This window comes from Chitinimonas arctica, assembly GCF_007431345.1.
Taxonomy (GTDB): Bacteria; Pseudomonadota; Gammaproteobacteria; order Burkholderiales; family Chitinimonadaceae; genus Chitinimonas; species Chitinimonas arctica.
Genome location: NZ_CP041730.1, coordinates 548,591 through 560,859 on the forward strand (window position 1 = coordinate 548,591; position 12,269 = coordinate 560,859).

The following is a 12,269-nucleotide window of genomic DNA, read 5'->3' on the forward strand; positions in this document are numbered from 1 at the left end:
TTTATCAAACGCTTATCCCTTTTCGCAGGACTATCGCATGAAAACCGCACAAGAACTCCGCACAGGCAACGTTGCCATGGTTGACGGCCAACCCATGGTGGTTCTGAAAGCCGAATACACCAAATCCGGCCGTAACGCTTCCGTGGTGAAGATGAAGCTGAAGAACCTGCTGACGGGTTCCGGTGCCGAATCCGTCTACAAGTCGGACGAAAAATTCGACGTGGTCGTGCTGGAAAAGAAGGCGTGTACCTACACCTACTTTGCCGATCCGATGTACGTATTCATGGACACCGAGTTCAACCAGTACGAAGTCGAAGCCGAAAATGTCGGTGAAACCGTCAATTTCATCGTCGACGGCATGACCGACGTCTGCGAAGTGGTGTTCTACGACGGCAAGGCCATTTCGGTCGAACTGCCCACCACCATCGTGCGCGAAGTGGAATACACCGAGCCGGCCGTGCGCGGCGACACCTCGGGCAAGGTGATGAAGCCCGCCAAGCTGAAGGGCACCACCTTCGAGCTGCCGGTGGCTGCCTTTATCGAAATCGGCGACATGATCGAAATCGACACCCGCACCAACGAGTTCAAGAAGCGCGCCTGATCCCCAGCGGAACAGTCGAGAGGAAAGCAGCCGCCAGGCTGCTTTTTTCATGTGCGCGATGGGTAGTGGCGACCAGCAAAAAATCATGGCGGCACGGCAATCGAGCACTTTACAGGCCGGGTACATGTGCTATATTCGGCCCATTCTATCGGTGAACGAACGTTCTCCCTGAGCCAAAAGGAAAATCATGGACGACAACAAGAGCAAGGCCCTTTCCGCCGCGCTGGCGCAAATCGAAAAGCAGTTCGGCAAAGGCTCGATCATGAAAATGGGCGAAGCCCAGATCGAGAACGATCTGCAGGTGGTGTCCACCGGCTCGCTGGGCCTGGACCTGGCCTTGGGCGTGGGCGGCCTGCCGCGCGGCCGTGTTGTCGAGATCTATGGTCCGGAATCGTCCGGTAAGACCACCCTCTGCCTGCAGGTAGTCGCCGAAGTGCAAAAGCTGGGTGGGGTGGCCGCCTATATCGACGCCGAGAACGCGCTCGATCCGGTCTACGCCGGCAAGCTGGGCGTCAACGTCGGCGACCTGCTGATCTCGCAGCCCGATACCGGCGAACAAGGCCTGGAAATCGCCGATATGCTGGTCCGCTCCGGCGGCATCGACATCATCGTGGTCGACTCGGTCGCGGCCCTGGTGCCCAAGGCCGAAATCGAAGGCGAAATGGGCGACAGCCACGTCGGCCTGCAAGCCCGCCTGATGTCGCAGGCACTGCGCAAGCTCACCGGCAATATCAAGCGCACCAACACCATGGTGATCTTCATCAACCAGATCCGCATGAAGATCGGCGTGATGTTCGGCAGCCCGGAAACCACCACCGGCGGCAATGCGCTGAAGTTCTACGCCTCGGTCCGCCTGGATATCCGCCGCACCGGCGCCATCAAGCGCGGCGAAGAAGTGGTCGGCAACGAAACCCGCGTCAAGGTCGTCAAGAACAAGGTCGCGCCACCGTTCCGCGAAGCCAATTTCGATATCCTCTACGGACAAGGCATCAGCCGTGAAGGCGAAATCGTCGAAATGGGCGTCACCCACAAGATCATCGACAAATCGGGCGCCTGGTATGCCTACAAGGGCAGCAAGATCGGCCAAGGCAAGGACAATGCCCGCGAATACCTGAAGGACAACCCGGCCATCGCCCGCGAGATCGAAAGCAAGATCCGCGAAGCCGTCGGCATCAGCATGCCGCTGCCGGGCGCGGTGGAAGCCGAGGATGAGGACGAGGCCGATCTGGATTTGGCTTGAGCGGCGGCTCCCAGTCGCATGGCGGCTAAGGCTGGTGTGACGATACGGGTTTGACTGTATCGCCGAACAGGGCGCACGGACTTAATTGGTCCGTGCGCTTTTTTTACCTCTATTACCGACACTTCCGGCCAACCCTGCCGGTCAGAAAAATATATCACCATTAGAAAATCAGAAGCAGCATACATCCAATTTCGCTATTAATTATCTTCCTCAGCCACATCGTATCTAATAATTTTTTTAAAAGGATATTTTATGCAATTTTCAGTATCGCCAAACAGGTCAGTTCCCGCATCTGAAAGTTCCCAAACCCCAACCACTCCGACAGGCACCCCTGCGTCAAAAGATTGGGCAACCCTGATAAGAGAGTTCATTTGCAAAATATTAAATTTTCCAATTGATGGCCAAACTCCCGAGCAATGCGCGCGTACCGCGAAATTGGGCGAGCAGGTCGCTCAGGCAGCACTCACCATTCAAAATTTACCGGCAGATTGCGAAGGCAATCAAGAGCAGGAAGACAAGTTGAGTCAGCTTATTTATAACTTGAATTCAAGCGCTTCCTATGAGCCACGGCCCTTTGTTTTTTCCTTGGAAAAAAAATCTTCAGTCATTGGTAACGAATTTTCATTACATGCCCGACGCGATGATCAAGATCACACCTTGACGGTGCCCGGCAAGCCCGCACCGACTAAAAATCAAGCTTGCCAGGACTCGCTGCGGTCGTTCTTCAACGAGAAGCATCCTCTCCGTTTCAAAGACTACCACGCGCGTGGGTCCAAAGTAGACTCACAAAGCGCAGATCAATTAGTCGGAAAGATTGCAGTACCACTCTTGAACCTCCAGAAAACGCTGGAGGGCGGCTCCGTTCGGTCCGAAGATGGATCACTGGACCGGCAATTGGATAAGTGCGTGGCCGATCTCAATACAATTGCCTGGAAGGCATTGGATCTGTCGAGTCCAATCGGATTCACGATCGAACGACGAGAAGTCGCGGGCCAGCCAAAGATCGTGCTCTGTGTCCATGGGGACCATATTCAACCCAATGATCCCGTTTTCGCGATTGCGCTAGACCCGCGGCCACCCATACAACAGTGCCCTCGTTATATCGGCGCAACCGCTGCCTCAAAGAATTGGATAAATACGCCGCGTGGCGCCTCACCTGAACAAACGCGAGATGCCATCCTCGAAATTTTGAATACCTCAGGCAAATCAAACCGCGTTCTATTAAAAGATGAACGACCGGACGGGAGTGCGGATTGGTATTTTGTTGACAGCAAACTGTTACGCGACAACTTACTTATCCAGAAGATGGCTTCCGCTGCCACATCCCAATTTAGCAAGGAATTCGCGCTTGTAAAAAAAGCGCGGCAGGATGTTCTTGAACCGGCGTTTAACGGCTTTCAATTACGCCCCAAATACGTAATTACTGAAAACGCCCTACACTAAGCTTCGCCATGGCCAGAACGACGAAGCTGACACCCCAAAAGCAAAACCCACCATTCGGTGGGTTTTGCTTTTGGGCGAAATGCATTGCGTCAGATCAGATTCTGCTCCGCCACACCCACATTCATATCCAGCACCTGGCTGGCATCGCTATCTTTCGACAGCGGGCTGGCACGGCGCGCTTCCATCTCGTCGAGGTAAGCGTCATCCACGTCACCGGTGATGTACTCGCCCGAAAAGCACGAAGTCTCGAACACCGATATACGGCCGCCGCTGGCATCGGACACCGCTTGCACCAGGGCATCCAGATCCTGGTAGAAAACGGCGTCGGCGCTGATTTCCTCGGCGATTTGCGCGTCGTTGCGGCCGGTGGCGATCAATTCCTCGCGCGTCGGCATATCGATGCCGTAGACATGCGGGAAACGCACGGGTGGCGCCGCCGAGGCGAAGTAGACTTTCCTGGCGCCGGCTTCGCGGGCCATCTGCACGATTTCCTTGGAGGTGGTTCCGCGCACGATGGAATCGTCCACCAGCAACACGTTACGGTCCTTGAATTCCAGGCCGATGGCATTGAGCTTTTGCCGCACCGATTTTTTACGGGTGGCCTGGCCCGGCATGATAAAGGTCCGGCCGATATAGCGATTCTTCTGGAAGCCCTCGCGATACGGCAGGCCCAGGTGATTGGCCAGTTGCAGGGCGCTGGCGCGGCTGGTGTCCGGGATGGGGATGACCACGTCGATATCGAGATCGGGCAGTTCGCGGCGGATCTTCTCGGCCAGGTTGTCGCCCATGTTCAGGCGGGCCTGGTAGACCGAGATGCCATCCATCACCGAGTCGGGCCGGGCGAAATAGACGTGTTCGAAAATGCAGGGGACCAGCTTGGACTCGGTAGCGCATTGGCGGCTATGCAGCTCGCCGTCCATGGTGATGAAGACGGCCTCGCCCGGTTCGATGTCGCGCGTCATCTTGAAGCTCATGGTATCCAGGGCGACAGATTCGCTGGCGACCAGGTATTCCACGCCATCGGGCGTGGCGTGCTCGCCCAGGACCAAGGGGCGGATGCCAAAGGGGTCGCGGAATGCCACCAGGCCATAGCCGGCGATGATGGCCACCACGGCGTAGGCACCCTTGACCCGGCGGTGCACGGCGGCGATGGCGTCGAAGATGGTTTCCGGCTTGAGCGCAAAGCCGATGGCCCGCTTCTGCAGCTCGTAGGCGAAGACGTTCAGCAAGGCTTCCGAATCGGAATGGGTATTGATGTGCCGCAGGTCGTTGCGGTACATCGCTTCCTTCAGCTCGGTGTGATTGGTCAGGTTGCCATTGTGGGCCAGCACGATGCCGAACGGGCTGTTGACGTAGAAAGGCTGCGACTCGGCCAGGCTGGAGGCCGACCCCGCCGTGGGATAGCGCACATGGCCAATGCCGATATTGCCCATCAGCGAGCGCATATTGCGCGTGCGGAATACATCCGCCACCAGGCCCTGGCCCTTGTGCATATGCATGACGCCGCTACGTTCCGCGGTGACGATGCCGGCCGCGTCCTGGCCGCGATGCTGCAGGACGAGTAGACCGTCGTAGAGCAATTGGTTAACAGGCGTCTTTGCCACTACCCCGAGAATGCCGCACATGATGCTTCCTTGCTTTACAAACCGATTCGACCTGCCACGGCGGGGCTGAACCGCCGGGCAGACCCTCTATTCAAATTTGATATGGCTCGCCAGCTGCGCCGGCAGCCAGGGCTTGAGCGTGACCGCCATGGCTTCGAACGGCGGACTGAACATGGCGTCCTGCCAGATCGGCTGCCGAGGCAGGCTGGTCATGCCCGCCACGATCACCAGCGCCAGTACGATCAAGACGCCCCGCACCAGCCCGAACAAGGCCCCGATCATCCGATCCAGGGGCGCGAGGCCGGTCGCCTTGACGAATTGCGCTACCGTTATCCGTATGATGGCCGATACAAACCAGACACCCAATAAAATCCCGACAAAACCGGCGATCAAGCGTAGCTCGGTGGTGGGAACATCCGGCGGCAGCATGGCGCCCAATTGCGGGGCATAGCGCTGCGCCAGCCAGAAGCCCAATACCCAGGCCGCCAGCGACAATATCTCCGATACGCCGCCGCGCAACACCGCCAGCAGGACCGACAGGCCCAATACGATCAGGACAAGATAATCAAATCCGGTCATTTGCCGACGATATTGCTGCTGACGCCCGCGCCGGACAATTTGGCGCGCGCTTTCTCGGCCGCTTCATGGCTGGCATAGGGGCCGGCGCGCAAGCGCGTCAGGGCGCCCTTATCGGTCTTGATCGACTCGGTCTGCACCCCTACCCCGGCTTCCTTTGCCTTGGCCTGCAAGCCAAGCGCCTTGTCCTTATCGGCAAAGGCGCCCAGCTGCAGGAAGAATTTTTCGCTGGCCTTGTCTTCGGTGGCGGGCTTGCGGGAAGGCGCGTCATCGTCCACCCCGGCCAGGATACGGGCCGGGTCCTTCTTGATGTCGGGTTTGGCGGCGGCGGGCTTCTCGACCGGCTTTTCCACCGGCTTCTCGGCCACCCGCTCAACCGGCTTCGGCGTGGGCTTGACTACCGGCGCGGGGTCCGGCAGCGGGGTAGCGACCGGTGCGGTGGCGGGTAGCGGCTTGACCGGCGGCACCGTATTCACCGGCGCCTGGGCCGGCGGCATGGCTTGTACCGGCGCGGGCAGGGGCGCCACCGTGCTCGCCAACTCGGGCGAAGTGCTGACGATGGCTACCCCCTGGGTGGCCAGGCTCTGCGGCGGCTTGTCATCCATCACCGTCCACAGAACAGCCAGGGCAAGCAGGACCAGTGCAATGGCACCCACCAGGCGGCGGCGTGCGCGTTTTTTCAGGGTGGTCAGTTCTTCGCTGATTGGGGCGTCGGCCATAGAGGAAATATGCGGGAACAGGATTAACGCGGCTTGAGTTTGAGAACGTCGGCCACGGTGTAGAACGAACCAAAGGCCGCGATTCTATCATTTTCCCCAGCCGCCGACCGTGCCGCTGCATAAGCATCTGAAATCGTGGCGTAAACATGCACCCTGGCGGCGCCCGTCGCCAGAATGGCGTCGGCCAGCTGCTGCGCACTGGCCGCCCTGGGGGTGTCGAGGGTGGCCACGTGCCAGACGTCGATGCGTTCGCGCAGCAGGCCCGCCACGGCGGCGATATCCTTGTCGGCCATCATGCCGAATACCGCATGGGTGGTCTGGAAAAAACCCTGGTTCATCAGATTATTGGCCAGCGCGCTGGCGGCATGCGGGTTGTGCGCCACATCGAGCACGATGGACGGACGGCCCGGCAATACCTGGTAACGCCCGGCCAGCTCCACTTCCAGCAAGCCGCGCTTGAGATCGCCTATGCCTACCGGTACGCGGTCGTGCAGGGCGTCGAGAATGGCGATCACCAGGCTGGCATTGGCCAGCTGGTAGGCGCCGCGCAGGGCCGGGAACGGCAAGCCGGGCTTCTGGCCACGGCGACCGCGCCAACGCCATTGGGTGGTCTCGTTGCTGTAGCTGAAATCGGGGCCCAGCAATTGCAGGTCGGCACCGATCGCGGCCGCGTGTGCCAGCAAGCTGGCCGGCGGATGCGGGTCGGCGCAGAAGGCCGGCTTGCCGGCGCGGAAAATACCGGCCTTTTCGAAGCCGATGGCTTCACGGGTATCGCCCAGGTAGCTTTGATGGTCGATATCCACGCTGACCACGGCCGCAACGTCCGCCTCGAAGATATTCACCGCATCCAGGCGGCCACCCAGCCCCACTTCCATGATCGCGACATCCACGGCGGCATCGATGAAATGCTGCATGGCGGCCAGGGTGCCGTACTCGAAATAGCTGAGCGTCACCTCCCCGCGCGCCGCTTCTATCCTGCGGAAGGAAGCCATGATGACTTCATCGCTGGCCGGCTGCAGATCGATCGCCACGCGTTCGTTGTAACGGAGCAAATGCGGGCTGGTATAGGTGCCCACCTTGAAGCCGGCGGCCCGGTAAGCGGCGGACAGCATGGCGCAGGTCGACCCCTTGCCATTGGTCCCTCCGACGATCACCAAGGGAAAGGTCGGTACCAAACCCATGGCATCGCGCACCCGGGCGACCCTTTCCAAGCCCATATCGATGGCGCTGGGGTGCAATTGTTCGAGATGGCTCAGCCAGCCGGCCAGGGTCGGTGCATCAAAAGTCATGGAGTTTCACGAAAAGAATGGCGACCACCCCGGCGGCATGGGCCGCACGGGGACGTATAAGCGCGGCCCGCCCGCCTGGGTGGGCCGTGGGGATCAAGCGGCAATCGCGGGCTGCTTCATCAGCAAGGTCAGCAGGGCAGCCAGGCGTTGGCGCATTTCGCGGCGATCGACGATCAAGTCGATGGCGCCCTTCTCCAACAGGAATTCGGCACGCTGAAAGCCTTCCGGCAGGGTCTCGCGCACGGTTTGCTCGATCACGCGCGGACCGGCAAAGCCGATCAGCGCGCCCGGCTCGGCAATTACCACGTCACCGAGGAAGGCAAAGGAGGCGGATACCCCACCCATGGTCGGATCGGTCAGTATCGAGATAAACGGCAGTCCGCGATCGGCCAGGCGGGTAAGGATGGCGCTGGTCTTGGCCATCTGCATCAGCGACATCAGGCCTTCCTGCATGCGCGCGCCACCAGAGGCGGCCACGCAGATAAATGGACAGCCATTTTCGATGGCGGCCTGGGCGCCGCGTACAAAGCGTTCGCCCACCACCGAGCCCATGGAGCCGCCGATGAACTTGAACTCGAATGCCGCCACCACCACCGGCAGGGACAGGATGGCCCCCTGCATCACCACCATGGCGTCTTCTTCGCCGCTGCTTTCACGGGCGGCATCGAGGCGCTCCACGTAACGCTTGGAATCCTTGAACTTGAGGAAGTCGGTGGGCCGTACTTCGGCACCGATCTCGCAACGCCCTTCCGGATCGAGCATCAGGTCCAGCCGCCGGCGGGCATTCACGGCATTGTGATGGCCGCACTTGGGACAGACTTCCAGGTTATTGGCCAGGTCGGTACGGTACAGCACCGCCTCGCAAGCCGAACATTTGCTCCACAGTCCTTCCGGCACGGACTTGCCGGGGCCGGTGGGTTTTGCCTTGATCTTCGGGGGTAGCAGCTTTTGCAACCAGCTCATGGGTGTCTCCTACGCCGTCGGCCATGCCGACCAAGCGCTTGAAAATCGAAGGGCCGCGCTAGCGGCCCTATCTGGGATTATGGTCGGGCGGCGTCCATCGCGCTACGCACTTCGCGCAAGAAAGCCGTTAGCCTCGGCGCGGCATCCGCCCCGTGCTCCTCGACTTCCTGCACCAGCCGGCTGCCGATAATGACCGCATCGGCGATCCGGGCCACCGCCTGGGCGGAAGCCGCATCGCGGATGCCGAAGCCCACGCCGATCGGCAGGCTGAGACGGCCGCGCAGGGCCTCCAGCTTGCTGGCCACGCTGGCGATATCCAGGGTGGCGGCACCGGTCACGCCCTTGAGCGAGACATAGTAGACATAGCCGGAGGCATGCTTGGCCACTTCGTCCATGCGGCTGTCGGGCGTGGTCGGCGCCAACAGGAAGATCGGGTCCAGGCCATTTTGCTTGAGGGCGCCGGCCAGGGAGCCCGCCTCTTCCGGCGGCAGATCGACCGTCAATACGCCATCCACGCCGGCATGCGCGGCGGCTTCGGCGAATGTCTGGTAACCCATCGCTTCGACGGGATTGGCATAACCCATCAGTACGACCGGGGTGTCGGCGTCGCGGCGGCGGAAGTCGCGCACCATTTCCAACACATTGCTCAGGCTGACGCCATGGGCCAAGGCCCGCTCGGAAGCCTTCTGAATGACGGGGCCGTCGGCCATCGGGTCGGAAAACGGCACCCCCAGCTCGACGATATCGGCGCCGCCCGCCACCAGGGCGTGCATCAGTCCAACGGTAGCAGCCGGATGGGGATCGCCGGCGGTGATAAAGGGGATCAGCGCCTGTTTGTTCTGGGCCGCCAAGCGGTTAAAGGTTGTCTGTATTCGATGCATATATTGGATAGGAGGCTCAGGGCAGCCACCAGGGTGGCCGCCAATGGGAAGCGCTACAGTTCGAGGCCGGAAAGCTTGGCGACGGTCGGAATATCCTTGTCGCCGCGACCGGACAGATTGACCAGAATGATCTGGTCGCGCGGCAGGGTCGGTGCGAGTCGCTTGGCATAGGCCAGCGCATGGCTGGATTCCAGTGCGGGAATGATACCTTCCGTGCGGCAAAGTTCATGAAAAGCCGCCAGCGATTCGTCGTCATTGGCGGAGGTGTATTCCACCCGGCCGATGTCCTTCAGATAGCTGTGCTCCGGCCCCACGCCGGGATAGTCCAGGCCCGCGGAGATGGAATGGGTCTCGATGATCTGGCCGTGGGCATCCTGCATCAGATAGGTGCGGTTGCCGTGCAGCACGCCGGGGCTGCCGGCCGACAAGGGTGCGGCATGACGCCCGGTCTCCACGCCATCGCCACCTGCTTCGACACCGACCATGCGCACGCCGGGCACCTGGATATAGGGGTAGAAGATACCGATCGCGTTGGAGCCGCCGCCCACGCAGGCAACCACCACATCAGGCTGCCGCCCTGCCATTTCCTGCATCTGCAGCTTGGCTTCCTCGCCGATCACCGCCTGGAAATCGCGCACCAGCATGGGATAGGGGTGTGGACCGGCGGCGGTACCCAGGATATAGAAAGTGTCGTCGACATTGGTCACCCAGTCGCGCATCGCTTCATTCAAGGCATCCTTGAGCGTACGTGAGCCGGAAGTGACCGGCACCACCGTCGCGCCCATCAGCTTCATGCGGTAGACATTGGCGGCCTGGCGCTGGATATCCTCGGCACCCATATAGACCACGCATTCCATGCCGAAACGGGCCGCCACGGTGGCGGTTGCCACGCCATGCTGGCCGGCGCCGGTCTCGGCGATCACCCGCTTCTTGCCCATGCGGCGCGCCAGCAGGGCTTGGCCGATGGTGTTGTTGATCTTGTGCGCGCCGGTGTGGTTCAGGTCTTCGCGCTTGAGATAGATCTGCGCACCGCCGATCTTCTCCGACCAATGCCGCGCATGGTAGATCGGGCTGGGGCGTCCGACGTAATGCGCCAGTTCGTAGTGGTATTCCGCCATAAAGGACGGATCCGCCTTGGCCAGCGCATATTCGCGGTTGAGTTCGTCAAGCGCAGCCATCAGGGTCTCGGCCACGTAGATTCCGCCATAGTCGCCGAAGCGACCACGGGTATCGGGCAGATCGTAGCTGCTAGGAATGGACAGATCGTTGATATGCATCGGTTTTCCGGTTGAAACAAGGCGCACCAGGCGCTGAAAAATCGTTCGTACTCGTTTAGCGTCTCGCTAGCCGGCTTGCCGCACCGCGGCGATAAATCGGCCTACCAACGCTAGATCCTTGACGCCGCGGCTCGATTCCACGCCGCTTGACACATCGACAGCCCAAGGCCGTACCGTCCTGCACGCTTCGCCGACGTTCTCCGGCCGCAAGCCACCGGACAGTATCAGCGGCATGGGCAGATTGTCGGGCAGCAACTGCCAGTCGAATCGCTCACCCGTGCCGCCCGGCGCCGCGCTCGAATAGGCATCGCAAAGCAGACCGCGCGCATCGGCGTAGCGATCGGCCAATTCTAACAAATCAAGGCCGGGTTTTACTCTTACCGCCTTGATATAGGGCCGGCCGAAGGCACGGCAGTATTCCGGCGGCTCGTCCCCATGAAACTGCAGCAGATCGAGCGGCAAGGTGCGCAATACGCCCTCGACCAGGGCCGGATCGGCGTCGACGAACAGGCCGACCGTGCTGACCAGCGGCGGCAATGCCGCCACGATCTCATGGGCGACATTGATGGACACGTGGCGCGGGCTGGGTTCATAGAATACCAGGCCGATGGCGTCCGCTCCCAATACGGCGGTCGCCTTGGCGCTTGCCACGTCGCGTAAACCGCAGATCTTGATTCGTGGTGTCATATGAAAACAGTGAAAGCGGCAAGGCGGGGTCGAACCGCTGCCGCAGGTTTATTCCCACCCCTATCCTCGTCGTCGCCCGTCCGGGCAAGGACGCCATGCAGACGCTCGGCTGGGGAGCTTATCGCTATCCGTACTACGTTCAAGCAGGAATGGAAACCGGCTTCAAACCAGATAGTGGCGGAACGCCGGCTCGCTGGCAATGCCGAACTCGGCCGGATAACTGACGCCGGCGAAGTAAAGCCCGTCCGGCATAAAGGTGGGCGGGGCCAAGGTACGGTCGCGCAGCGCCAATAAATCCGCCATCCAATCGGGCGGCATGGCGCCTTTGCCGATATGTACCAGGCTGCCCATCAGGTTGCGGACCATATGGTGCAGAAAGCCGCCCGCCGACACATCGAAGCGCAAGAGATCGCCTTCGCGCGCGATTTCGAAACGGGTGAGATGCTTTACCGGGCTGGCAGCCTGGCATTCCGAGGAGCGGAAACTGGAAAAATCCTGCTCGCCCAGCAGGTAGGTAGCGGCCTGGCGCATGGCTTCCAGCTCCAGCGGTGCGTGGAACCAGCCGATACGGCCGGCCAGCAAGGCCGGACGGACCGGGTGGTTGAGCAAGAGATAACGGTAATGACGGGCAGTGGCGGAAAAACGGGCATGAAAGCCCTCTTCCACCGGCCGCGCCCACAGTACAGCGATGCCCGTGGGCAGGAAGCTGTTCACTCCCCGCACCCAGGCCGTCAGGGGCCGGTTCGCGGTGGTATCGAAATGGGCAACCTGCTGGCAGGCGTGTACCCCGGCATCGGTCCGTCCGGCGGCATGCAGCCGTATCGGATGGCCCGCCATCCGGCCGATGGCCTTTTCCAGCGCGTCCTGCACGCTAAGGCCATTGGGCTGCGCCTGCCAGCCACAGAAGGCGCGGCCATCGTATTCAAGTCCGAGCGCTATACGCATCGATTTCCACACCTGCGCCATGCGCATGAATAAATAAAGCGTGA

The 12,269-nt window shown here is 60.9% G+C and carries 12 protein-coding genes; 3 read left to right on the forward strand and 9 right to left on the reverse strand.

All coding sequences use genetic code 11. From position 1 onward, the window contains the following. The first annotated feature begins 37 nt into the window (after positions 1-37). The 3 genes from efp to FNU76_RS02600 all read left to right on the forward strand — a co-directional run bounded on the left by efp (position 38) and on the right by FNU76_RS02600 (position 3,284). Positions 38-601, forward strand: coding sequence for an elongation factor P (gene efp / locus FNU76_RS02590; RefSeq protein ID WP_143856255.1), 564 nt, complete (start codon positions 38-40; stop codon positions 599-601). Between the two features lie 187 nt (positions 602-788). Beyond that, a complete protein-coding gene (gene recA, locus FNU76_RS02595) occupies positions 789-1,841 on the forward strand; it encodes a recombinase RecA (protein ID WP_143856256.1) in 1,053 nt (350 codons plus the stop codon). Between the two features lie 252 nt (positions 1,842-2,093). Beyond that, the gene (locus FNU76_RS02600; RefSeq protein ID WP_143856257.1) at positions 2,094-3,284 is read left to right on the forward strand and encodes a hypothetical protein; all 1,191 of its coding nucleotides are present in this window, start codon (positions 2,094-2,096) and stop codon (positions 3,282-3,284) included. 89 nt (positions 3,285-3,373) lie between these two features. Here the strand turns inward: FNU76_RS02600 and purF are convergent, their stop codons facing one another. The 9 genes from purF to truA form a co-directional block, all read right to left on the reverse strand. Next, on the reverse strand, positions 3,374-4,909 hold the full coding sequence (gene purF, locus FNU76_RS02605; protein ID WP_143856258.1) for an amidophosphoribosyltransferase: 1,536 nt from the start codon (positions 4,907-4,909) through the stop codon (positions 3,374-3,376). Positions 4,910-4,975: 66 nt separating this feature from the next. Beyond that, positions 4,976-5,467 carry a CvpA family protein gene (locus tag FNU76_RS02610; RefSeq protein WP_143856259.1) on the reverse strand — a complete coding sequence of 164 codons (492 nt, stop codon included), beginning with the start codon at positions 5,465-5,467 and terminating at the stop codon, positions 4,976-4,978. Continuing rightward, a complete protein-coding gene (locus tag FNU76_RS02615; RefSeq protein WP_143856260.1) occupies positions 5,464-6,183 on the reverse strand; it encodes an SPOR domain-containing protein in 720 nt (239 codons plus the stop codon). The genes FNU76_RS02610 and FNU76_RS02615 overlap by 4 nt, the downstream gene beginning before the upstream one ends. Before the next feature lie 23 nt (positions 6,184-6,206). After that, positions 6,207-7,472 (reverse strand): bifunctional tetrahydrofolate synthase/dihydrofolate synthase, encoded by a 1,266-nt coding sequence (gene folC / locus FNU76_RS02620; RefSeq protein WP_143856261.1) that lies wholly within the window; start codon positions 7,470-7,472, stop codon positions 6,207-6,209. Between the two features lie 93 nt (positions 7,473-7,565). Next, positions 7,566-8,435 carry an acetyl-CoA carboxylase, carboxyltransferase subunit beta gene (accD, locus tag FNU76_RS02625; RefSeq protein WP_143856262.1) on the reverse strand — a complete coding sequence of 290 codons (870 nt, stop codon included), beginning with the start codon at positions 8,433-8,435 and terminating at the stop codon, positions 7,566-7,568. Between the two features lie 77 nt (positions 8,436-8,512). After that, positions 8,513-9,316 (reverse strand): tryptophan synthase subunit alpha, encoded by an 804-nt coding sequence (gene trpA / locus FNU76_RS02630; RefSeq protein ID WP_143856263.1) that lies wholly within the window; start codon positions 9,314-9,316, stop codon positions 8,513-8,515. A gap of 53 nt (positions 9,317-9,369) precedes the next feature. Beyond that, on the reverse strand, positions 9,370-10,593 hold the full coding sequence (gene trpB, locus FNU76_RS02635; RefSeq protein WP_143856264.1) for a tryptophan synthase subunit beta: 1,224 nt from the start codon (positions 10,591-10,593) through the stop codon (positions 9,370-9,372). A 66-nt stretch (positions 10,594-10,659) separates the two neighbouring features. Further along, positions 10,660-11,280 (reverse strand): phosphoribosylanthranilate isomerase, encoded by a 621-nt coding sequence (locus FNU76_RS02640; protein ID WP_143856265.1) that lies wholly within the window; start codon positions 11,278-11,280, stop codon positions 10,660-10,662. 162 nt (positions 11,281-11,442) lie between these two features. After that, positions 11,443-12,225, reverse strand: a complete 783-nt coding sequence (gene truA / locus FNU76_RS02645) for a tRNA pseudouridine(38-40) synthase TruA (protein WP_143856266.1) — start codon at positions 12,223-12,225, stop codon at positions 11,443-11,445. Between the last annotated feature and the right edge of the window lie 44 nt (positions 12,226-12,269).